Annotated in this window: 18 protein-coding genes; 7 read left to right on the top strand and 11 right to left on the bottom strand. The window is 55.2% G+C overall.

Annotation, left to right across the window (positions count from 1 at the left end; genetic code table 11):
* The 5 genes from ABD971_RS26915 to ABD971_RS26895 all read left to right on the top strand — a co-directional run.
* A partial coding sequence (locus ABD971_RS26915; RefSeq protein WP_345326932.1) for a hypothetical protein occupies nucleotides 1–683 on the top strand: 683 nt, incomplete at its 5' end.
* Nucleotides 684–972: 289 nt separating this feature from the next.
* Nucleotides 973–3,498, top strand: a complete 2,526-nt coding sequence (locus tag ABD971_RS26910) for an FAD-dependent oxidoreductase (RefSeq protein ID WP_345326931.1) — start codon at nucleotides 973–975, stop codon at nucleotides 3,496–3,498.
* A 167-nt stretch (nucleotides 3,499–3,665) separates the two neighbouring features.
* Entirely contained in the window at nucleotides 3,666–4,550 is an 885-nt protein-coding gene (locus tag ABD971_RS26905; RefSeq protein ID WP_345326930.1) for a D-hexose-6-phosphate mutarotase, read from the top strand.
* A gap of 80 nt (nucleotides 4,551–4,630) precedes the next feature.
* The gene (locus ABD971_RS26900) at nucleotides 4,631–5,869 is read left to right on the top strand and encodes a M20 metallopeptidase family protein (RefSeq protein WP_339946489.1); all 1,239 of its coding nucleotides are present in this window, start codon (nucleotides 4,631–4,633) and stop codon (nucleotides 5,867–5,869) included.
* 89 nt (nucleotides 5,870–5,958) lie between these two features.
* Nucleotides 5,959–7,074: a carboxylate-amine ligase gene (locus tag ABD971_RS26895; RefSeq protein WP_339946490.1), complete on the top strand. Its 1,116-nt coding sequence runs from the start codon at nucleotides 5,959–5,961 to the stop codon at nucleotides 7,072–7,074.
* Nucleotides 7,075–7,200: 126 nt separating this feature from the next.
* On the opposite strand, the gene ABD971_RS26890 is transcribed toward ABD971_RS26895, so the two are convergent.
* The 6 genes from ABD971_RS26890 to ABD971_RS26875 all read right to left on the bottom strand — a co-directional run bounded on the left by ABD971_RS26890 (nucleotide 7,201) and on the right by ABD971_RS26875 (nucleotide 12,178).
* Nucleotides 7,201–7,728: a 3-hydroxyacyl-ACP dehydratase FabZ family protein gene (locus ABD971_RS26890; RefSeq protein WP_339946491.1), complete on the bottom strand. Its 528-nt coding sequence runs from the start codon at nucleotides 7,726–7,728 to the stop codon at nucleotides 7,201–7,203.
* Nucleotides 7,729–7,762: 34 nt separating this feature from the next.
* On the bottom strand, nucleotides 7,763–7,861 hold the full coding sequence (locus ABD971_RS36125; protein ID WP_372717856.1) for a 50S ribosomal protein bL37: 99 nt from the start codon (nucleotides 7,859–7,861) through the stop codon (nucleotides 7,763–7,765).
* Between the two features lie 157 nt (nucleotides 7,862–8,018).
* Nucleotides 8,019–9,335 carry a hypothetical protein gene (locus tag ABD971_RS26885; protein ID WP_345326929.1) on the bottom strand — a complete coding sequence of 439 codons (1,317 nt, stop codon included), beginning with the start codon at nucleotides 9,333–9,335 and terminating at the stop codon, nucleotides 8,019–8,021.
* Between the two features lie 195 nt (nucleotides 9,336–9,530).
* Nucleotides 9,531–11,471 (bottom strand): sulfatase-like hydrolase/transferase, encoded by a 1,941-nt coding sequence (locus ABD971_RS26880; RefSeq protein WP_345326928.1) that lies wholly within the window; start codon nucleotides 11,469–11,471, stop codon nucleotides 9,531–9,533.
* Between the two features lie 21 nt (nucleotides 11,472–11,492).
* Nucleotides 11,493–11,651 (bottom strand): hypothetical protein, encoded by a 159-nt coding sequence (locus ABD971_RS36195; RefSeq protein WP_486348652.1) that lies wholly within the window; start codon nucleotides 11,649–11,651, stop codon nucleotides 11,493–11,495.
* A gap of 35 nt (nucleotides 11,652–11,686) precedes the next feature.
* Entirely contained in the window at nucleotides 11,687–12,178 is a 492-nt protein-coding gene (locus ABD971_RS26875; protein ID WP_486348651.1) for a TIGR02453 family protein, read from the bottom strand.
* A 215-nt stretch (nucleotides 12,179–12,393) separates the two neighbouring features.
* On the opposite strand from ABD971_RS26875, the gene ABD971_RS26870 reads away from it, so the two are divergent.
* Nucleotides 12,394–14,388, top strand: coding sequence for an NAD(+) synthase (locus ABD971_RS26870; protein ID WP_339946495.1), 1,995 nt, complete (start codon nucleotides 12,394–12,396; stop codon nucleotides 14,386–14,388).
* On the opposite strand, the gene ABD971_RS26865 is transcribed toward ABD971_RS26870, so the two are convergent.
* From ABD971_RS26865 to ABD971_RS26850, 4 genes are all read right to left on the bottom strand, one after another.
* The gene (locus ABD971_RS26865; protein WP_345326927.1) at nucleotides 14,385–15,503 is read right to left on the bottom strand and encodes a beta/alpha barrel domain-containing protein; all 1,119 of its coding nucleotides are present in this window, start codon (nucleotides 15,501–15,503) and stop codon (nucleotides 14,385–14,387) included. The genes ABD971_RS26870 and ABD971_RS26865 overlap by 4 nt on opposite strands.
* Nucleotides 15,504–15,687: 184 nt before the next feature.
* Nucleotides 15,688–16,443 carry a tributyrin esterase gene (locus ABD971_RS26860; protein WP_339946497.1) on the bottom strand — a complete coding sequence of 252 codons (756 nt, stop codon included), beginning with the start codon at nucleotides 16,441–16,443 and terminating at the stop codon, nucleotides 15,688–15,690.
* 220 nt (nucleotides 16,444–16,663) lie between these two features.
* Nucleotides 16,664–17,536: a purine-nucleoside phosphorylase gene (locus tag ABD971_RS26855; protein WP_345326926.1), complete on the bottom strand. Its 873-nt coding sequence runs from the start codon at nucleotides 17,534–17,536 to the stop codon at nucleotides 16,664–16,666.
* 228 nt (nucleotides 17,537–17,764) lie between these two features.
* Nucleotides 17,765–18,589 carry a purine-nucleoside phosphorylase gene (locus ABD971_RS26850; protein ID WP_345326925.1) on the bottom strand — a complete coding sequence of 275 codons (825 nt, stop codon included), beginning with the start codon at nucleotides 18,587–18,589 and terminating at the stop codon, nucleotides 17,765–17,767.
* Between the two features lie 238 nt (nucleotides 18,590–18,827).
* On the opposite strand from ABD971_RS26850, the gene ABD971_RS26845 reads away from it, so the two are divergent.
* The gene (locus ABD971_RS26845; protein WP_345326924.1) at nucleotides 18,828–21,266 is read left to right on the top strand and encodes an ATP-binding protein; all 2,439 of its coding nucleotides are present in this window, start codon (nucleotides 18,828–18,830) and stop codon (nucleotides 21,264–21,266) included.
* 63 nt (nucleotides 21,267–21,329) lie between these two features.
* Here ABD971_RS26845 and ABD971_RS26840 read toward each other — a convergent pair whose 3' ends face one another.
* The gene (locus ABD971_RS26840; protein WP_339946501.1) at nucleotides 21,330–21,626 is read right to left on the bottom strand and encodes a hypothetical protein; all 297 of its coding nucleotides are present in this window, start codon (nucleotides 21,624–21,626) and stop codon (nucleotides 21,330–21,332) included.
* Nucleotides 21,627–21,942 lie beyond the last annotated feature (316 nt).

The raw sequence follows: 21,942 nt of genomic DNA, 5'->3' as shown, positions 1-21,942 counted from the left end.
TCAAGTGTGGCGAAATCCGCAAACGACTCAGCAGTATCAGTTGGTGGATGCGACTGCTTTGTCAACGGGTCGCGATGCGGGCAAACCAAGAGGACGAGGAATCGGGCCATTTTTTCCAAGATCGCTTCCATGCAACTCGGATTGTCGACGAAGCGTCGCTGTTGGCCTGTGCGGCCTATGTTGACCTGAATCCGATTCGGGCTGCGATGGCCGAAACGCTCGAGCAGAGCGATCACACTTCCGTTCAGCGGCGAATTGAGTCAATCACCACCGATCGAGACGATGGCATTCCGGTAACAAACCTGCGTGACAGCTTCTTGGCTCCGATTTCGATCGATGAACGGTCCGGCGAGATAGGTCCGTGCGTGAGCAGATCGGGAAAACGTTGCAGCGACAAAGGTTTTCTGCCAATGTCGCTCGAAGATTACCTGGAAACGCTCGATTGGACTGCTCGCCAGATCGCACCGGGCAAGTGCGGACGTACGCCTGCAGAAGTACCACCAGTGCTCAAGCGACTGGGGTTGGACTCGAAGACATGGTGCGAACTGGTCAGTGATTTTGGCCGGTTGTTTTGCACGGTTGCGGGACGCCCTGAGTGCGTTGATCCGCTGCGAAGCCACTGTACTCACCGCCGCTATCATTTGCGGCGACGGGCGAGGGAGCTGCTTACGCGAGTGGATTAGCTTGCGAGCATCCTATCTTTTTGGCTGTCGAGCGTGGCAAAGAGTCGCCGATAAAAAAGCTGCGCCCGCTCGGCGGCAATTATGCCCGGTTTTGGCGAAACAGCCCGAGATCGGGGCCGTTTTGATGCAGTAGACACGCAAGATGGCACTGGATCCGTGGGGACCGCTCATTGTCGCGAGCCGCGTCTACCCCAACACGATGCTCTGTCCCTGTTATGATATGCTCTGTCCCTGATCTACTGTCCCTGATCTATGAGATAAGTATCACGCAAAAGCAGGTAAATTCAGCATGAGTGGTCTGCAGCGAACATGCACGGCGCGGTTAACGTCTTGGCTGCTGCTGCTGGCGGCATTCGCTGCGATCCATCACGCTGATGCAACGGAGCCAGCCGTGGTCGAGGCGGATTTGCTGGTCGTCGGAGGCACTGAATCCGGCTGTGCCGCGGCGGTTCAGGCTGCCCGTATGGGAGTGCAGAAAATCGTGCTGGTCAATGACATCGATTGGCTCGGTGGTCAATTCAGCGCCGAGGGACTCGGTGCGATCGATGAAAACCGTGCTCATCAGTACAACGGCACGGTACCTATCCCTCGATCAGGCATTTTTCGTGAAGTGATCGACGCGATCGAAACTAAAAACGCCCAACTTTATGGCGGCATCAAGCGTCCCGGAAACACTCGCGTGATCACGACGGCACGTCCCGTGGTTTCGGAGTCTGTATTTCGCAACTTGCTTGCCCCGTATGAGCAATCGGAGCAAATCCAGCGCTACTCACGCTACCGTGTTTCGAGTGCCATCGTCGATGGCGATAACGTTCGCGGAGTTGAGTTCGTGGCGACGGATGCAGCCACGAAACCAAACAAGCTGATCGTTCGTGCCCGCATGACGATCGACGCCAGCGACTGGGGCGACGTCATCAAAGCATCCGGTGCAAGCTGGGATTGTGGCATTGATGCGAAAGCGGAATGGGGTGAACCTAGCGCCCCCGAAACGAATCAACCGACAACAGATTTGGCACCGATCACCTACTGCATGATCCTTGTCGAACAGCCCCAAGAGTCACTGTTTCCCAAGCCGACAACGTACGACCCTCGTTACTTTACCGGGACGTGGGGCTGGATCGATGAAGAATTTGCCTACACGACGCGGCGATTAGTCGACGGCAAAGGCTTCACCGAGTTTGACCACGCGGATGTGCTGCTGATCAATTCACCGCAAATCGACTATCCGCTCGACTCACTGCCAGCCGGCGTGTTGCGTGAACTCGAACAGAGCGAAGCCGGCGTTTCAAAGAAAACACTCGTTGCAATGACGCCGGCGCAACGCGAGATTGTATTCGAGGATGCCAAACGTCACACGCTTCGTTACTACTACCATCTACAAACGAACTTTCCAAAATTCCGCCGGATGGCGCTGAGCGACGAATTTGGAACGGCCGACCAATTGCCTCCGAAACCGTACGTCCGCGAGAGCCTCAGGCTTGTTGCTCGGCACATTATCCGTGAACAGGAGGTCGATGGATTTGGTGGCTACCCAAACTATGCGACCACGATGTTCCCCGATGCGGTTTTCTCGTGGCAATTTGAAAAGGATTTCCACCCGACTCAGCGTACTTGGGTCAGTGGCGACGACAACACGGGGCCGTGGGAAGCCACCTTTCGAGGCAACCGCCGCTTTGGTCGCGGTGGCACTGGACGCGCCGTCTTTCCTCTACGTGCTCTGGTACCCGAGCGAATCCAGGGACTGCTCGGTGCCCAAAAAAACTTGGGTTACACCAGTATCGTTGGCTCGTCATGCCGGCTGCATGATCAATCGATTCACGCAGGCCAAGCTAGTGGCGCGGTGGCAGCAGTCAGTTTGCGCAACCACGTTGCCCCGGCTGCGATTTACCTCCGCCCCGATCAACTTGCCGAAATCTGGGAAGGACTTTTGGAACCCGCCGGCGGAGTGCCGTTGGCCATTTGGCCGTTTTCAGATATTGATCCCAATGACGAAGGCTTTGTCGCGATCCAACAGCTTGCACTGCGTCGACTGCTCGGCCTCGGCCCCACCGACACGGCGTTTCAGCCCGACCAAATCGCAACCGTTTCATGGACCGAGCGGGTCACGGACGCCCTCATCCACGCTGGCTATCCCGTAACGCAACTTGGAATCGACACCACTACCACACGCCGCGACGTCGCCATCTCGTTGTGGAATCAATTGAAATCACACCCCATTCCCAATCCGATCCGTAAAAACGAATGGGATGCCGACGATGATGGGATACTCGATTCCGAAGACCCCCTACCCTTCACGCAAGGGACGGTTTCTTGGCAGCGATCGCCGGAACACGATGGCATTCCTCCGCAGCTTTCTGCGTATCCAGCCAAAACCGTCGCGATCAACTTTTCATCAGCAGCAGGCTCCGTCGCTGAGCCGTTCATCAACGACGTGGGTGGAAAATTCTCTGCAAAAGCAGGGTTCGGTTGGCGGAAGGATTTGAGCAGCAACACGCGATTGCGTGGAACCGACCTCGGACCTTTGCGGGACGGATTTGTATTCACACGCACCCAAGACGTCTGGGAGTGTGAAGTTGACAACGGAAAATGGAGGGCATTTGTTTGCTTGGGCGACGCGGGACATGAACAGTCCGGACAACATTTGCAGATTGAGGACATCGTGGTCGCAGAGGACGTCGCCACTTCCCTCGGCGTCTTTCACGAGACAATGACCGACGTCGACGTCACCGATGGCCGCCTCACGCTGACACTTGGCACACCCGCCGGCGGCGGCAATACAACGATCAATTGGTTGATTGCCGTGCCGGTCCAGTAGAGGAATCGACGACGAAGGTACACGGTGTTGCGATTCAGCGGGTACACTGAAATGCGGAAGGACTTACCGAAGGTCTGCTTTGGGAACTCCGCCACCGAGCCGAAACTCTTGACGAGTTTTCGCTACGTTCGGCCTAGCGTTTCTAACTCGTTTCTTTGGCATTCAGCATGCAAACCAGCGTTGACCAATTGTCGTCTCAATTCTCCCTCGCCGGAGTCAGTTTTGCCGAGGGAAATGGCGGGCTTGTCAAAGTGGTCGTTCACACCGACCGCTGCGATGGCGAGATCTATTTGCACGGTGCTCACATCACTCACTTTCAGCCCTGTGGCGAATCACCCGTGCTGTGGATGAGCCAAAAATCGGCATTCGCCAAAGGCAAGGCGATTCGCGGCGGCGTCCCCATTTGCTTTCCTTGGTTTGGCCCCAAAGCATCCGACCCGAGTGCTCCGGGACACGGTTATGCGCGTATTCGGACGTGGAATTTGATTGCCGCTGAAAACAACGAGGACGGTGATGTCCAGCTGGCGTTCAGCATCACGATCGACGATTTCGAATTGACGTATACCGTCACGTTTGGTCGTTCGCTCGGCATGTCGCTGGCGGTGAAGCTGTCGGACCAAGCAAGCGAGGCGGCGTCCTTCGAGGAAGCACTTCACACCTACCTCGCCGTCAAAGACATCCATCAAGTGGTGATCGAGGGTCTCGAGTCGGCCGCCTACATCGACAAGGTCGACGGCATGAAAGAAAAATCAGCGACCGACGAATCGATCCAATTTAGCGGCGAATGCGACCGCGTTTACCTTGACACCACCTCGACCTGCATCTTGCGTGACCCTGCGATGGCACGGTCGATGCAAGTCTCGAAATCTAATTCGCAGTGCACCGTCATCTGGAACCCCTGGATCAACAAGAGTGCCGCGATGGCCGATTTTGGCAACGACGAATGGACATCGATGGCCTGTATCGAAACCGCTAATGTGGGCTCTTATCGCAGGACACTGAAACCGGGCGAGTCGCATGTGATGACGGCAGACGTGTCGGTCATCCCGTAGAAAACGTGTGGGATAGGCTTCCCGGCTATCTTGCTCATAAATCAGCACGAACTGGCATCCCAATTGCTCTACCCACTGCTATGACTGACTCACAAACCTGGCTACCGCAACTGATCGAGGTCGCAGAACCCCTGCATGCAGACTGGGTTTCGATGCGTCGCTACTTACATCAAAACCCGGAACTCTCGGATTCCGAGTATCAAACGACCGAGTATTTGACTTGCGCCTTCACCAAACTTGGATTGCCGACTCATATCCCGGTTGATAAACGCGGCTTGACTGCGGATTTGGTGACATTCAAACACGATCCCAATCGCTGGATTGCGATTCGAGGTGATATTGATGCATTACCGATCAGCGATTCCAAGGCGGTTGATTATCGCAGCACTTGTGACGGAGTGATGCACGCGTGTGGGCACGATGTCCATGCGACGGTGGTCGTCGCCGCAATGCAAATTTTGACGGCGATGCACAAAGCAAATCGTTTGCCCTGGCCGATCGCGGTGCGTGCGATCTTACAGCCATCCGAAGAATTAGCGACGGGGGCGAGGTACATGATTCACCATCATGCACTGCGAGATATCGATGCGATCTTGGCCTTGCACGTCGATCCAACACGATCGGTGGGCTGCATCGGACTGCGTCACGGCACATTGACCGCTGCTTGTGATGCGATTCATGTCACGATCACAGGCAACGGTGGTCACGGCGCCCGTCCGCATCTGACGAACGACCCAATCGATGCGATCACGCACTGGGTGCAATCCGCATTTCGTCGGCTTGGACGCACTGTTAACGCTCACCAAACCGTCGTGTTTTCCGTTGGCGAACTGCACGCCGGACATAGCACCAATGTGATTCCCGATTCCGCTGCGTTATCGGGTTCGCTACGTTCGCTGGACGCTCATTCGCGGCGCATCGCCTTGGAAACACTCGAAGATGTCTGCCGAGCAACGGAAATTGAAAACAACTGCAAAGTCAAAATGGAGCTTGGTTTTTCAGCCCCCGCGGTGATCAACGACGACTCACTGGTCGACTTATTGACCGATACCGCCACCGCAGCCTTCACCGCTGGTGCAATCGAATGGATCGACGAACCGAGTATGGGCAGCGAAGACTTTTCGTATTACTTGAAACAGATCCCCGGAGCGATGTTTCGCCTTGGCGTCGCAGGCGATCAAGTCGGTCATGCTCCGCTACACACTCCTGCTTTTGACATCGATGAGCAAGCGATCATGGTCGGTGCCAAACTTTTCGCCGCTTCGGTGATCGCTTACTTCGACCCGCAGCGCACCCCGATTCCCACAGAAAACTCATAGCGAAAATGGCGCTGCGCTGCCCAATTCGCATTGGCACCGCAAACGCTTATCCCCCGTTCCTCGTAACGATTCTCGCGGAGACGACGCCCATGGCCAAGTTAAACTTTAACTCGAACCCGACCCATACTCTCGGCGTCGAAATCGAAATGGGACTCTGTGATGGCAACACGATGGAACTTGTCAACGGTTGTGAAACGCTGCTCAAACGAATCCCCGAGGAGCTACACACGACGATCAAACCCGAATTGATGCAGTGTTGCGTCGAGGTGATCAGCGGAGTGTGCGGCGATGTGCGAGAGGTCCGGGAGGACCTGCTAGGCAAAATCCGGCAAGTGCAAAGTGCCGCTGATTCGATGGACATGCGATTGTGGTGGGGATCCACTCATCCCTTCAGCCGCTGGGAGAATCAACAGGTCACGCCGACCGAGCGGTACATGAACTTGCTCGAATTGTTACAAGAGCTCGCACGCCGAATGATCACCTTTGGACTGCACGTTCATGTCGGCGTGGACAGCGGCGACAAAGCGGTGATGATCTGCGACCGCATCATGCAATACTTGCCGTTGTTGTTGGCGCTATCGACAAGCAGTCCCTATTGGCAAACACGCGACACCGGATTGCACTCGCATCGGTCAAAATTGATGGAAGGATTGCCCACAGCCGGATTGCCGACGCTGATGCGGAACTGGAGCGAGTATGTTTGGTTGGTCAACCACATGGTCGAAACCGGATTTATCAACACGATTCGCGAGATTTGGTGGGATGTGCGGCCGCATCACAATTTTGGCACGGTCGAAGTCCGTGTCTGCGACATGCCCGGCGACATTGATTCGGTGTGTGGGTTGGCAGCGCTGATCCAATGTTTAGTCAAGCATCTGAGTGACGAGATTGACGAGGGAACCTACCAATTCGATTGCCATCCGATGATGGTTCGTCAAAACAAATGGCGAGCGGCTCGTTTCGGCAGCTCCGCAAGCTTGGTCAACACGCGTGACTATCGCGTCGAACCTGTTGTCACAATCGCTTGCCGATTGGTCGATGAACTACGCGACGTTGCAGTCGACCTGGGCTGCGAAAGTGAACTGGGCTATGTCAAAGAGATCGCAGCGAGAAACGGTTGGTCAGAATGCCAACGCGCAATCTTTCAGCAGACTAATGACGCGGCAGAGATGGTTCGGCAATTGACCGAGCAGTCTCGTGTCTGAACCGGTATCTGTCTGAACCGGTATCTGCGTAACCTAGCACCCGCGTGAATTCACGAGCGACGACAGTGCGATGGCGGTCACGTCCCCAAAGGCACGAAACCCCAAAGGCACGAAACGCGGCGACCGTTACTGTGATTGGCGTGACGCGAGATGCTTTTTGACCGAATCGATCGGAATCGGAATGCCTCGCAGGATGCCATCGACAACAAGGTTTCCGTCGACGACGCCTTGGAATTTGGCGACGATCATACGTCCGCGACGTGCTTTTTGCAGCTCGATCAGCAGAATCAGCTTGTCGCCGGGGGTGACAACGCCGCGAAAGCGAGCCTCGTCTAGACCGCCGAAGCCGACCATCGCGGCACCGAGCAAGTCGTGTCGCTGGGTAAAGTAGCTTGACAGTTGAGCGACCGCTTCGAGCTGGATCACTCCGGGCATGATCGGCATGCCTGGCATATGGCCACGCACCCAAAATTCGTCTTCGGTGACATCTTTATAACCGGCGCACACCAAGCGTTCGGTGTCCTCGTAGAGGATACCGGTCAGATGTTCCATCTCGAAACGTTGCGGATTTAGCTTGCGAATGTCCTCGATATCCGCAATCGGATTTTCGAGGTCCAACAGTGCCAAATCGACGATAAGATCGCTTTTAGCCACGAACTGCTCCGTTAGTTGTGCGGGCAGCGGTAGATTAGGTTTTAACTTTACGACGCTTTGCTTTACGAGCTTTTGCGTTAGCCGGACGTTGTCCGTGGTTAGCTTTTTTCAGCTTGTGATGTGGTTTAGCCATGAATCGATGCAATCGAGGAAAGCGTAATATTGACGGAGAATTCTCTCACAGAGTTCTATTGAGCGTGAGAAAATAGCATGTTTGCCGTTGTTTTGGTAGTCATCCCCAAAAACCTTCGTATCGACCGGTTTTTCAGGAATACTTGACCGCGATTTGACTACCGCAAAAGTGACCGCGGCGGCTGGCGAATGTCCGAGCCACCGGGATAGCTGGAAACCGGCCCAGCAGCGGCGGGAGCCATCGGACGCAGTGCGATTCCGTTTCTTGAAAACGACTGTTCCGGCTGCGGTTGAGCCGCCGAATAGGGGCTGCTGTCGCGAACCGAGGGGGGTAGTAAACGATCCGATGCCATCGAACCGGCGACGTTGGTCGCCGCAGGTTGACTGCTCTGAACCGGGCGGACTTGCCCCTCGCCCTCTAATTTGCGGCGCTCGTACCAACCGCTCGGCTGTGTACTGGCCAGTGCGGTCGCGGGCGATACGGACTGGGAAGGCGTTTCGAGTTGAGCGAGACGAACGCCGCCAGGACTAGTAAACCTGCCGGCTGGGGAGTTTGCCGGTGCTCGTGAATTTGACGGCGAATTGATTGCGACATTGTTGCCAGTCGCGTTATTGCCGGAAACATTGTTAGCAGCGACATCGATGTTCGACCCACCAGAATTGGGGCCCAGATTATTGGGGCCTCGGTTATTCAGGTCGCGTTTGGCAAATTTTTCTACCGGGCCGCTACCTGCGGCGACCCAGGCGAGCCAGTAGTCTTGCAGCTCGGCCAGCGATTCGTAGCCGTAATGTTTGCGAATATTTGCGGTCCATGACGGATGCTGCATGTAATCATGCAAAAATTTGATGAACGTTTGTGGGCTGTCTTGCTCGATCAAAAAGCGGCACACCGAGTAGCCTTGGGCGTACATCGGCAACACGTCGCTTGGATATTCCGTCAACAGGAACAACTTGTTCATCGCGATACCGCGGCGAGTTCCCAAGAACTCTCGCAGTTTAGCTTCGTGCTTTTGACGCTCCGAGTCATGCTCGACCGTCGTACAGATTCCTTCGTCCGCCCAACGTGGCAGCGGACGACCGAAGTGCGTGGCAAGAATCGTATGGGTGACTTCGTGAGGCAGGACGCTGTCAAGAATTCGCTCTGGCGTTCCGACGACTTCCATTTGGAAATCACGAACCGGCGAACGGTTGTAGGTTGTCACCCCTTGGGCTGCGAGACGCGGCCCCGAGACGACACGAACCGGACAGGGGACGGGCCATGGGGGCAATGGAGCCCCGAGCCAGTAAGTCGCCAAGTCGTTGCGATAGCGCTCGGCTGCTTCACCCACGGCCTGCGCCAAATGAGCATCCGGAGCTTGGATCAAGAAGTTTTGAGTCCGAAAGTTCGCCGCGTTTGATGAGCTAGCAATCCCAAAGGTTGCTGCAAAACCAACCGCCACGATTACGAAACGTCGCAATAAAAATCCGGCTTCCATGCCGCTGCACTCCCGTAGCATCCGTACTAGTTTCGACTCCGTGATCGATCGCTTCGTCGTTTTCGCTTGCAATCATTGATGACAGTCATTGCCACTGGGCGTTTGCAAACCGACGAGTCGACGCGGGCAGTCTAGGCGAAGCAAAGGTTTCAGAGAAAGACGAATAAGTCAGAATGGCGACGTCGCCAAAGATTTTCAGCCTCGATTGAACCGTTTCTTTAACCATTCCTGCTGGATTTGCGAATTAATTTTTTTATTCGACGTGCTCTGGGATTCCGAGAAATCGGTCATCGTGTCACCCGATTCGCTGATCGCGGTGGTGATGCGAACGCGATTGTCGCCAAGCGACACTCGACACCCGATTCCAAACATCCCTTCAGACTCAGTCGACGTGGTCCAAGGTCCCACAAACAAAGCTTCGTCGCTTAAGTAATCGCGAATCATAAAAACTCGCTCTTTCAAATCAGATTTGTTCAACTCCCTTTTGCTCGCAATTGGATTGCCATCAAACACACCGAGATCGATCATCGGCAGATCCGCCAATGCGACCAGGGTTGGTAGCAAATCAGCGTGCATCGTTGGCTGATCCATTCGCTCGGGCTTGATGCCGGGAGCATAAACAATCGCCGGTGTCATCGTTTGATAGCGGCTTAGTTTTGTTCCATGACCACACGTGCCATCTTCCAAAAATGCTTCGCCGTGATCGCCCGTTACGACCACCACTCGGTTGCGGTCCAACAGCGGGCGAATCAATCGATCGACGGTGTGTGCACAATTTTTGTAACGGTTCCAAACCGCATCGCGTTGCGCGGGCAAATACGGAATGGGAAACGAATCATCCGCCGCTGGTTGAAACACCGCGTCCGCAGGATCGCTGCGATAGTCGGCATGGGTGGTGTAAAGATAAACCACGGCCAATCGCGGTGACCGCGATTCTTTGTCCCCCAAGTTTGTGCGATTCAAAAACGCGGTCGCACGCAAAACGGTCCGCTTGTCCACTTCGCTCCAACCCTTCGGTTCACACTGAAAGACATCAAATTGCTGTTCGTTTAGAAAACCATCCATCACGAATAATCGCCAATCATCATGGCTGGCGAACAGTCCCAATTCGTAACCGGCCTGGTGAAACAAACGATTCATCAGCGGGCTGTAACGGACCGGTTCTTCAAACCAAATCGCCTCCAATCCATTGAGCAGGCTAAACATCCCAAAATTCGATGCGTTGGCTCCCGAAAAATGATGGCGGCAATGAATCCCTTCACTGGCCAGCCGAGACAAATTGGGCATGATCTCGGCGTCCACCATCTCGTGACGAAACGACTCGAGCACCACCACGACCACATCCGGAAACGGCTCGTCACGTGCAGCGAGCGAATCCCAATCCAGTCCCGCCAACCGCTGCTGGACTTTCCGCTGCTCGATGCCCTCCTTTGGAATCACAAACGAGACCGCAGCGAGCCGCGAATTGATTTCAGACGCCGTCGCATCGTCTAAGTCGATGATTCGGAACACAACCCAAGGATGCCGCGTTGAATCGCTTCGCATTTGATTCGCCGTGGTTTGCCAATCTGCGAGTGCCAGAAGCGAGAACAAGCAAACGCAAACACCTGCGATATTCACCCCCCACTTCGCGACCATCCGATGCCGCATGCAGATTCGAGCGACGGGTTTGGAAACCCAAAGCACAGCGATCGCTACCACAGCAAACCCCATGCACCACAGCAGCGTCGGAGCGACCGATTTCCACTGGGCATGAGCAAGCAAACTGCCACGCAAGTCGGTTGCGACTCGCAGAATTTTCGCGGAAAGAAAACGGTCCGAAATCCAGCGGAATGCAATCGCATCAAACAGCATGCCAGCCGGAACAATGATCATCCATCCGAAACCAATGCCAACCCATAAGCGTGGCAATCGAGACCGCAGCAGCCACGCGGCCCAAAAACCAGGGGTGATTAAGACCAATGTTTGCAAAGCGATCCAGCTGTGAATCGAAATCCAAACCAACATTGATACTGGCGGCGAGGAATCAGACGAAGGATACAGAATGCCAATGACTAACGTTCCCAAGACAATCAAGATCGCCAGCACCACCGATTGGCACCACCGCTCGCGATTGAGATTGTCTTGTTCCTTCATGTTTGTCCCTGACTGAAAATGTTAGTAGGGTACATCAATTGCATCACACAGAAATCGCATCAGCGGCCGTGCGGCACGCACGCGATCGATCAAGATCTTGACGATTTCGGCACTGGTCACTTCCGCTTCGCTCAGCGGCGCGACTGCGATGAAATCGATCCTTCGCAAATCATCGATCATCGGATGCGTTTTGTCGTATTCGCGAGGCGTTGTCTTTAACCTCTCACCGGTAAATTCAAAGTGCTGGCGAAACGCTTTTTGATCACGCACGTCACCCACGCTTTGGGATTTGCGTCGATCGCTTGGCGAATGGCCGATAACACGTTCCGCTCCGGTCGCCAGCTGCCCATGCCGATAAAACACTCGTCAGGGGCAAAATGAATGTAGGCGCCGGGTGCATGGATATTCGTGTTCGCTTGATGTCGCAGCGAGATACCGACATTGGTTTTGTAGGGCGTCTTGTCTTTGCTAAATCGGGTATCACGATAGATACGCATCACCGATCCGCCGTGTGATTTGGGGATCGCCGCTAGCATCGGTGCCGACCGAGCCAGTGGTTTATCGAGCTGCCGCACCAATTCCACTGCGGGATCTCGCACCTCCGTTTGATAACGAAGCTTGTTTTCGTTGAACCAATCACGATGGTTGTTGGATTGCAGTTCACGCAGGAAACGAAACAATTCCTGGGGAATCACGGGCTGAGGCATGCAAAAATCATCAGTGGGGGGAACGTCGTTGGTCGCGCTGCGGTCCATTCGCGGCGCAAGATCGCAGAGCGATCAGCGATATTGATAAGGATCCATGACGACTTTACCGGAAATCATCCTCACCCGCACACTCCCCATTATTTCCGGGGCAGTTGGCGATTAAAATCGAGTGACTCCCCAACGAGCCGATCTTCCATCTTTAAAGGCCTTTCGATTTGTCTGCTCACGGTTTCTTTCGGATCACGGTCGCATCCCCAGTGATCTCCGTCGCTAATCCTGCCGCCAACGCTGCCGCGATGATGCGGTTGATGGATCCCTGTGATTCAGATTTGATCGTGTTTCCTGAATTGGGACTGACCGGATACACCTGTGGCGATCTATTCGCGACCGATTCGCTGCAGTCAGCGACGCTCGACGCCCTGGAGACCTTGGTCGCATCGACACGCCAGCGGCCCAATCAAACGGTGATCGTGGGACTGCCGATCGCGATTGACGATTCGCTGATGAATGCAGCTGCGGTGCTTTGCAACGGTCAAATCGAGGGCATTGTGCCAAAAACGTTTCTGCCCACGTATCGTGAATTTTACGAAGGCCGACACTTTCGCGCCGCATCCTCGAGCGACCCTCAATGGCTCGAACTACATGGCAGCATGATTCCCTTTGGAACCGATTTGTTGTTCCAACAAGGCGAAGCCAAGATCGGAATTGACATCTGCGAAGACCTCTGGACTCCGATTCCTCCGTCCAGCCATGCCGCGTTGGCGGGTGCTAACGTGCTGGTGAATCTTTCGGCCAGCAACGAGACGATCGGCAAGGCCCAGTGGCGACGTGATTTGATCCGCAGCCAATCGGGCCGCTGTATCGCCGCCTACGCCTACACCTCGGCCGGCCCCGGAGAATCAAGTTCCGATCTGGTTTTTGGTGGCCACTGTTTGATCGCGGAAAACGGAGCGATCCTGGACGAAGCACGCACGATCACGGACCAATCCGATGCCACGCACGAAAGCGAAACCGTGGTCACCGTTGACGTTGATCTGGCCAAACTGACTCACGATCGCCGCGTGACCGGATCGTTTGATGACGGCAAACAATCGCTGTCGACAGCCTATCGCTGGATCGAAATCGAACAGGATGATACCGACCCGCTGCCCCGCATCCCTGACCTTGTTCGAAACGTCGATGCGCATCCGTTTGTGCCCAAAGCGTTCAGCGAACTCGAAGCACGCTGCGAAGAGATCTTTGCCATCCAATCAGCCGGCCTGTGCAAGCGATTGTCACGACTTTCCAAAACAACCACGTTGACGATCGGCATCTCTGGCGGCCTGGACAGCACTCTGGCGCTACTAGTCGCACTGCGAGCTTGTGACGCGATGGCGTTGCCTCGCCGCAATATCTGCGGGATCACGATGCCCGGTTACGGGACGACCGAGCACACTAAAACCAGTGCGGACCGTTTGATTGAGCTAACGGAAATCACGGGTGAAACAATCGACATTCGCCAACTATGTCTCGATACGTTCCGTGCCCTCGATCACAGTCCGCTGGGCATCAAGATCGATCGTGACACCACGCCGGAATCGCTTCAAAAATCGTTTCTTGATGTCTCACCGGACACCGTAGATTTAAAATTTGAAAACGTGCAGGCTCGAATTCGCACGATGCTGCTAATGAACCGAGGCTTTGTGCTAGGCACCGGCGACATGAGCGAACAAGCGCTCGGTTGGTCCACCTACAACGCCGATCATATGTCGATGTACAACGTGAACACATCGATCCCCAAAACGCTGGTCCGATTCCTGGTTCGCTACGCAGCCGATCATTACTTCAAGGACGATGTGTCCGAATTGCTGCACCGGATTGCCGACACCCCCATTTCACCTGAATTAATGCCGCCGGCGGCTGACGGCACGATACGACAAGAAACCGAAGCGTCAATTGGCGCCTACGAATTGCATGATTTCTTTCTGTATCATTTTGTTCGTTACGGCTGCGATCGTGAACGCATTCGATTTTTGGCACGACACGCAAAATTCGATCAACCGCATTCCGACGCCGACATCGATGCCACGCTTGATACATTCTTTGATCGCTTTTTCAAGAATCAATTCAAACGCAACTGTGTTCCGGACGGCCCCAAAGTGGGATCGGTTAGTTTGTCGCCCCGCGGCGATTGGCGGATGCCCAGCGATGCGGACAGTGATGCGTTCTAGCGCAACCCCTCAACGCCCAGCACTTTTGCCCACGTGCCGCTAAAGCTGCCGAGTCGTTCATTTTCGCTGACGCTTTGCAGCGATTCAAACAGCCCCAAGAAGCGGTCCGTCAACTCACCCAAATGATCCTTGACGAAATCACCCCAGCGCGGATCGTATTTGTGTGCGGCATCCGGTTTCGTCGCCGCCGTGCTTGCCGTTTGTGAATCTCGCGTCTGCATGATCAGATTGTTGCACCAATCATCAATCGCAACCGCGGACGCTCCGAGGGCGACGAGCTTGACGGCATCATCGGGCGTGATTGCTCCGGGCACCACCCAAAGTGGCATCTCGGAACATTTCTCGGCGTTCATCATTTGGCGTGCACGCCGGGTGATGGCCGCCAATTCGAGTCCTTCGAGTTGGATTTCGTCCAACCGCAGGATCAGCCCATCGGGCTGGGCGGCGAGCAATTTTGGCAATTCGTCCCCCATCCGGTACGGCCCCATCGAAACGAAGACCGCAGCGGATTCGGACAGTCGACGAATTTGGTCAATCTTGGATTTCAAGTGCTGCATCGACGCCACGTCCGGTGGAAATGTGGCGGCCGGCACCCAACCACCACCGGCGATCGGCGACGTCGACGGAGCGGCTTCCCAGCGTTGGATCTGAGCCGGCGAATACGCGAACCGTCCCGAGACATCACGAGCCATCATCAAACGCAGATCCACCACATCGGCAGCATCAAAATCGGTCACGGTTAACCCATACCGTTCCGATCGATAGGGAACGATTCTGCGGTAACGACGATGCGGTGGTGAGTTGTCGGAATCCTCAGGTTCGACCATGCGACCGGCATGAAACATCGATTCGGTTCGCGGTCCCGACAGATCACTGTTCATCGCGGTGACTAAGATATCGAGCTCACCGACCGCCACAGCCAAGTTGTCAGCCTGCTCCATCGTGATTTGGTACCACGGCGGATCGTACCAAAACAGCGGCAAGGGCAATGGGATGTCGTCGCCATGTTTTCGCGAGATCGTGCCTCGATGTGAATCCACCAGCGATCCGGTCCAGGGGGTAAAGACCGGTGGCGGCAACAAGTGCAGCGGCGCGAGTCGGTGATTCAATTGCATGATGGGCGTTCCGTTCTGACAAACCTAACTGTGTTGATGAAGCCTACGAAGAATTGATTTGTAAACCGCGAGTGAGCGATCCTTGCTGACTAAGTCGTAGCCGAATTCGCATGTGAAATTCGGCCGCGATAACGCTTGATCGAAAGCCTTGACGACTTCCGCTACCAGTCTTCTAAAAAAGACTCTAGCGCCAATTTGGTGCGACTTCGCCGCGCCGTGCCTCTTCGGCGCGAAGCATCGCTTCGGGAACCACGCGACGAAACTCTTTCGCATCTCCGCGGATCGATGCATTGATCAGCAACAACCCCAACCGCAACATCTCACGTTTACGCAGCGGAGCCTCGGTTACCCCGTCGGCCAAGCTTTCGGCGCTGCCACGAATAAAGACCGAAACGTTGTTCATTGCATCCCCTAAATTCCGACCTGCATCGCCCCCGATCACGATCATGCCGCCGATCGCCCCCACACCAACTTCATGACCGACGTCGCCGCGAACAAAGATGCCTCCGGACCGCATCCCCGCACCACAGCGGTCGCCCGCGTCACCATAGATCGCCAACGTTCCCCCGGTCATTGCCGCGCCGGCGCCGACGCCCGCGTTGCCACGAATCCGCACCGCTCCACTTCGCATCCCCTCGCCCACGCCGTGGCCGACGTTTCCGGTTTGGCGAATGTCGGTTTCGGCGTTGTAGGCATACGCATAATCCCCCAGCGATCCTTCGATCTGAATACGCACGGGATGATTCAGCCGCATCAGCGCCGCATGCTGGCCGTTGGCTCCATCAATTTTGATCTGAGCAAGCACATTGGGATCCGTGAACGTCGGCACCGCGTGAATCGCCGCGATCAATTCGGCGTCACTCATCGATTGCATCGAAAATTGATGCGTCGGCGGCGGCAGTGCACCGCTTAGCGATGATCCAGCTTCATCGGCAGACATAAAACAATGACTCTGTTTTTGATTGTGGGGAAACGCGGCTCGTGGGCGGCTTACATCTCGATATTCGGGTAGCGGAACTCGTCAAGAGTTTCGGATCGTTTGGCATAGACAACGAAAGTCTTGACGAGTTCCGCTACAACTACGAACGGAATACAAGCAAAGTTCCGCATGAGCAATGCTTTTACTTGGACTGGCCTACATTGGAAGCGGGCAAACCTGTCTAGTGCGAGCATGTATTTCGTAATACCGCGCGGACGATCGCCTCCATTTTAGCTTCTGCGGCGCGGCCTGCAGCAAGAACTTCGTCATGACTTGCAGCGATCGCCGAATCGGGGTTGGCCACGTTGCTGACCATCGACAACCCCAACGTTCGCATTCCCAAGTTCGCGGCGGCTAAAACCTCGGGAACGGTGCTCATTCCAGCCACATCCGCCCCGATTCGCCGCATCATTCGGTACTCGGCCCGCGTCTCGTAATTCGGGCCAAGCGTCGCCAAATAAGTTCCCTCGTAAGCGGCGAAGTTACTTTCCCTAGACGCCTGCATCGCGATCGCGGACAAATCCGGGTCATAAACATCGCCATGACGCAGCGGTGAAAAACCGGAAACTTCATCTCCGACATTCCAATTTGATGAAGCCGAATTTGCAGCCTGAAAACGGCCACGCATAAAGTCAAGGTGATCACGAATCACCACGATGTCGCCGACTTTCAGCTTTGGGTTCACTCCTCCCGCCGCATTGCTGACCACCAACTGCGTCGCACCGAGTCGGGCCATCACATGCACAGGAAACGAGACCTCCGCTCGGCTCCATCCCTCGTAGCGATGAAAACGACCGGCCATGGCGACCACGCGGGTCTGTTCCAATTCTCCGAAAATCAACTGGCCTCGATGCCCCGACGCCGTCGAAGCAGCAAACCCAGGAATGTCAGGAAAAGGAACTGCAATCGGCTGTTGGATCTTTTCGGCCAACCCACCAAGCCCACTGCCCAGAATGATCGCGACGGTAGGGACAAGGTCCGAACGGGCACGCAGAAACTCAGTAGCCTGCTCGACGTGATCGAGATACCGGTTCGCGCTCGAGAGTTCATCCATGGAAAGATTTTGCCGCATCCTGTTGCCCCTAAAAATCATGCCGGACGTCGACCAACCCGCGACTTGTCCGTTTTGATCGCGAGTGACGCGAAGTAAATATGTGCACGTAGTGGATCTTGCTAAAGATCCTTCACACGGGATCGTTAGCAAGATCCACTACAGGAAATTCGTGAACCGTTTACTTCACATCCCAAGCGATCAACGCTCACTGCACTAAGCGATACGGATTTAGCCGGCTTCGCTGACGATCCCGCGAACCAATGTTTCCAACTTCGGTGCCGCAGCGTTCGCCGTCGCAATGATCTCGTTCACATCGGCTGGTTTGAGCGCGTCAGGCAAACACATGTCCGTAATCACACTCAGCCCAACCACTTTCAAACCACAGTGCACCGCGACGATGGTTTCAGGAACCGTACTCATCCCGACAACATCGGCACCAATCATTCTCAGGAAACGATACTCGGCACGTGTTTCGAGATTCGGCCCGGTCACGGCGACAAAAACACCTTTATGAATCGGAATCGATTCGCGACGAGCCAATTCCATCGTACGATCAATCCATTGTTGATCGTACGGTTCGCACATATCGGGAAAGCGAGGCCCCAATCGATCATCGTTGACACCAATAAGAGGGTTGTCGCCCATCAAATTGATTTGATCTTCGATGACCATGATGTCGCCGTTTGAAAAATAAGGATTCAAACCGCCACACGCATTGCTGACGACAAGCAACTCGGCACCAAGTGCTTTGAAGACGCGGACCGGAAGCGTGATTTGCTTCAGAGGGTAGCCTTCATATTGATGAAAACGGCCCTCCATGGCCACGACTGGTACGCCAGCTAATTGCCCGCATACCAAGCGTCCTCGATGGCTCGTCGCCGTCGAAGTCGGAAAATGGGGAATGTCCCCGTATTCGAATGAGGCTTCGACTTCGATCTGTTCGGCAAGTCCGCCGAGCCCCGTGCCCAGGATGATACCGACCTTCGGCGTTTTAGAAAACTCACTTCGGATTTTTTTACAAGCGTCTTCAATCTTGTCGAACAAATCAAGCATGGCGGTGTCGTCAAAAAGGAGGCAGAAGATAAAAGGGCGTGCAAGTCGAAGGTCGGTATCATAGCGCGCCCGAGCGTCGTCCGCGACCATCCCTTTTTCGGGTAAGATTTAGCAATGGGTAGCCACGCGACTTATCCGCCGCCCCCTCCCTCAATCTTTTGCCAACTCGATTCAGGTCGCGATCAATCGAGTTCTTGTCATCCGCTTATTTTCTTACTCGTTGGACATCACGCTTGCCATGTCATCTCCCTCTCCCGATGTTTTCGAGAAACTGGCCTCGTTTTATCTCGGCCGCCATTACGATCTACCCAATGGCAAACTCAGCGATGACTTGTTGATGTACGACGCCAAAGATCTTTGCACGCACGCGATGTGCGTGGGGATGACCGGCAGCGGCAAAACGGGCTTGTGTCTTTCGCTGCTGGAAGAGGCCGCGATCGACGGCATTCCCGCAATTTGCGTGGACCCCAAAGGAGACTTGGGAAATCTGTTGCTGACCTTTCCCGAACTGCAGCCCGAAGATTTCAAACCGTGGTTGGATTCCGGCGAAGCGACTCGCAAAGCAATGACGCTCGACGAATTGGCGACTGACAAGGCAAAAACGTGGCGAAAGGGACTAGCCAGTTGGGGACAAGATGGCGAGCGGATCGCCAAGTTTCGTGACAGCGTCGACATTGCCATCTACACGCCCGGCAGCAACGCGGGCATCCCGATGACGGTGCTGAAAAGCTTCGATGCACCGCCGCCGGAACTGCTGAACGACTCCGATGCAATGCGTGAACGGATCACCGGTTCGGCATCCGGACTATTGACATTAATGGGAATCAATGCCGATCCACTGCTGTCGCGCGAACACATCCTGATCTCATCGATCCTGGACGTGTGTTGGCGTGAGGGCAAAAACGTCAAAATCGGCGATCTGATCGGATTGATCCAATCACCACCGATCCAACGCGTCGGTGTGCTCGATTTGGACTCGTTCATGCCATCCTCGGATCGTGCCAAATTGGCGATGCAGCTGAACAATTTGCTCGCGTCGCCGGCGTTTTCGACGTGGCTCGAGGGGGAACCACTATCAATTTCCAAATTGCTGTACACCGACGAGGGCAAACCGCGATTAACAATCCTGTCGATCGCTCACCTGACCGACAGCGAACGGATGTTCTTCGTCACCATCCTGCTGAACGAACTGCTCGCGTGGATGCGAACTCAGAGCGGGACCAGTTCGCTGCGAGCGATGTTTTACATGGACGAAGTCGCCGGCTACTTTCCGCCGGTTTCCAATCCGCCATCGAAACCACCGATGTTAACGCTGCTGAAACAAGCACGCGCCTTCGGTCTTGGCATCACTTTGGCGACACAAAACCCAGTCGACCTGGACTACAAAGGACTCTCGAATATTGGCACGTGGTTTCTTGGGCGACTGCAAACCGAACGTGACAAGGCTCGGGTGTTGGAGGGACTTGAGGGCTCCGCAGCCCAATCCGGTCAACCGTTCGATCGTGCGGCGATGGAACAGAAACTCGCGGCACTCGGCAATCGCGTCTTCCTGATGAACAATGTCCACGATGACGCCCCGAGCACCTTCCAAACTCGCTGGGCACTGTCGTTTTTGGCCGGGCCGCTGGCCCGAGACCAAATCGGCCGCTTGATGGCGGACCGCAAAAAGAAACTGCAAGACAAACGCGAAGAAGCAAAAACGGAATCACTCGACGATACGTCTTCGACTCCGACACGACCCGTTGTCCCCAGCGGTGTGAAGGAAAAGTTTCTTGTCGCCACCGAGTCCGCACTCGAAGGCAGTCGTCTGGTTTATCGACCGGCCGTTTATGCCGAAGGCACACTGCACCACGTCCGCGCATCGGCCGATCTCGACTCGTGGCAAGATCTGAAACTGATCGTGCGATGTGGCAGCGGAGTCCCCGACGAATTGTGGCAAGCGAGCGAGCCAATTCCTGATGACGCCGAGCTTTCGGATCAAGCGGACGAAGCGTACGTGTTCAGTGACCTGCCCAACGAATTGCGAAACGCCAAGAAATTCAAGAGCTACGAAAAGCAGTTCAAAGATTTTCTGTATCGGCATTACGCGATGACGCTTTACAAAAGTCCGCTGATCGGCAGCTACGCTCCCGGGGGACTCGATGAAGGACAGGCGAGAGCGTTTTTTCAACAAGCGGCGCGGGAGCAACGGGATTTAGAAACGGAGAAACTTCGCGACAAGTTTGCGACAAAGATGAAAGCGTTGGACAAACGGTTAAAAGCAGCCAACGACCGAATCGCAGTGGAAGAAGAGCAGTACTCGCAAGCAAAATTGTCGACGGTGTTATCCTTCGGAGCCTCCATCTTAGGCGCGTTCCTTGGTAACAAGGTAGCAAGTCGGACGAACGTTTCGAAAATGTCCACGGCCGCGCGAGGCGTGGGTCGAGCGGCACAACAGCGGGCCGACGTCACTCGCGCCGAAGAAACCGCTCGCGAGTTGGCATTGGAGATGACAGAGTTGGACGAAGAGCTACAAGAAGAGATCGCGGTGCTGAGCGAAAAGTTTGACGTCAAGAATTTGCAGCTCGATACCACCGTCGTCGCGCCACGCAAAAGCGACCTAAAAGTCACCGACCCGATCATCCTCTGGACCCCCTGGTCCGTCGACTCGACCGGCATCGCGACCAAGCTTTTTTGAATGATCCATTGTCGCTGATCGCTCCGCGATCAGCGACAAAACACGTTCACCACCATCGGGTTCTTAGTCGTCCCGCCCCACGCGACCGCCGTAGAGCTTGAAAACCGACTTCACATGCGGCGTCAAAATCTCAATTAGTTCGGCATCGTCTGCGGTGAGGACGTGGCCTGCACTGAGTTGGCTGTGTCGCGCCGCGATCACGATCGCGGCCACGACGTGTTCGATATCAACCGGCAAGTCGGTGGGCGATTCGAGGTTCAGGGCAAGGTCGAACAAGACATCATGGAGCGAAGGATCAATCGTCGCCTGCCCCGCAGCGTCAAGCGAGATGCCCATTACGATTTGTCGTTGTGTTTTCATCCACAGCATTGTAACGGGGATGTCGCCCAGCGGGCGACACACTCACTGCCGTGGTCGTCAGGCCACGGTTTGTCGAGGTCAACAGCCGCGTTAGCCCGGAGGCCGGCACAACTGCGCGACCCTGTGTCGCCCTCCGGGCTGCTGCGGATCGATGCCGATGACAGGCTGGAAGCCTTTTTATACCCCACAACTTTTACGAGCTTATCCCGATAGGGATAAGGCGACAATTCGCTCGACATGAGTTGTGGGGTACAAACAGGCTGGAAGCCCAGGGCTGTAAGGGTATCGCTGTGGCTTGATTGTCGTGTATTACCGT

The sequence above is a fragment of the Novipirellula rosea genome, assembly GCF_039541335.1.
GTDB classification, from domain to species: Bacteria; Planctomycetota; Planctomycetia; order Pirellulales; family Pirellulaceae; genus Novipirellula; species Novipirellula rosea.
This window is presented reverse-complemented; position numbering and strand designations above follow the sequence as displayed.

What these genes read in the sequence shown, in the direction of transcription:
- ABD971_RS26910 (WP_345326931.1), top strand. Translation starts at nt 973, where the DNA reads ATGAGTGGTCTGCAGCGAACATGCACGGCGCGGTTAACGTCTTGGCTG.
- ABD971_RS26905 (WP_345326930.1), top strand. Translation starts at nt 3,666, where the DNA reads ATGCAAACCAGCGTTGACCAATTGTCGTCTCAATTCTCCCTCGCCGGA.
- ABD971_RS26900 (WP_339946489.1), top strand. Translation starts at nt 4,631, where the DNA reads ATGACTGACTCACAAACCTGGCTACCGCAACTGATCGAGGTCGCAGAA.
- ABD971_RS26895 (WP_339946490.1), top strand. Translation starts at nt 5,959, where the DNA reads ATGGCCAAGTTAAACTTTAACTCGAACCCGACCCATACTCTCGGCGTC.
- ABD971_RS36125 (WP_372717856.1), bottom strand. Translation starts at nt 7,861, where the DNA reads ATGGCTAAACCACATCACAAGCTGAAAAAAGCTAACCACGGACAACGT.
- ABD971_RS26885 (WP_345326929.1), bottom strand. Translation starts at nt 9,335, where the DNA reads ATGGAAGCCGGATTTTTATTGCGACGTTTCGTAATCGTGGCGGTTGGT.
- ABD971_RS26880 (WP_345326928.1), bottom strand. Translation starts at nt 11,471, where the DNA reads ATGAAGGAACAAGACAATCTCAATCGCGAGCGGTGGTGCCAATCGGTG.
- ABD971_RS36195 (WP_486348652.1), bottom strand. Translation starts at nt 11,651, where the DNA reads ATGATCGATGATTTGCGAAGGATCGATTTCATCGCAGTCGCGCCGCTG.
- ABD971_RS26875 (WP_486348651.1), bottom strand. Translation starts at nt 12,178, where the DNA reads ATGCCTCAGCCCGTGATTCCCCAGGAATTGTTTCGTTTCCTGCGTGAA.
- ABD971_RS26865 (WP_345326927.1), bottom strand. Translation starts at nt 15,503, where the DNA reads ATGCAATTGAATCACCGACTCGCGCCGCTGCACTTGTTGCCGCCACCG.
- ABD971_RS26860 (WP_339946497.1), bottom strand. Translation starts at nt 16,443, where the DNA reads ATGTCTGCCGATGAAGCTGGATCATCGCTAAGCGGTGCACTGCCGCCG.
- ABD971_RS26855 (WP_345326926.1), bottom strand. Translation starts at nt 17,536, where the DNA reads ATGGATGAACTCTCGAGCGCGAACCGGTATCTCGATCACGTCGAGCAG.
- ABD971_RS26850 (WP_345326925.1), bottom strand. Translation starts at nt 18,589, where the DNA reads ATGCTTGATTTGTTCGACAAGATTGAAGACGCTTGTAAAAAAATCCGA.
- ABD971_RS26845 (WP_345326924.1), top strand. Translation starts at nt 18,828, where the DNA reads ATGTCATCTCCCTCTCCCGATGTTTTCGAGAAACTGGCCTCGTTTTAT.
- ABD971_RS26840 (WP_339946501.1), bottom strand. Translation starts at nt 21,626, where the DNA reads ATGAAAACACAACGACAAATCGTAATGGGCATCTCGCTTGACGCTGCG.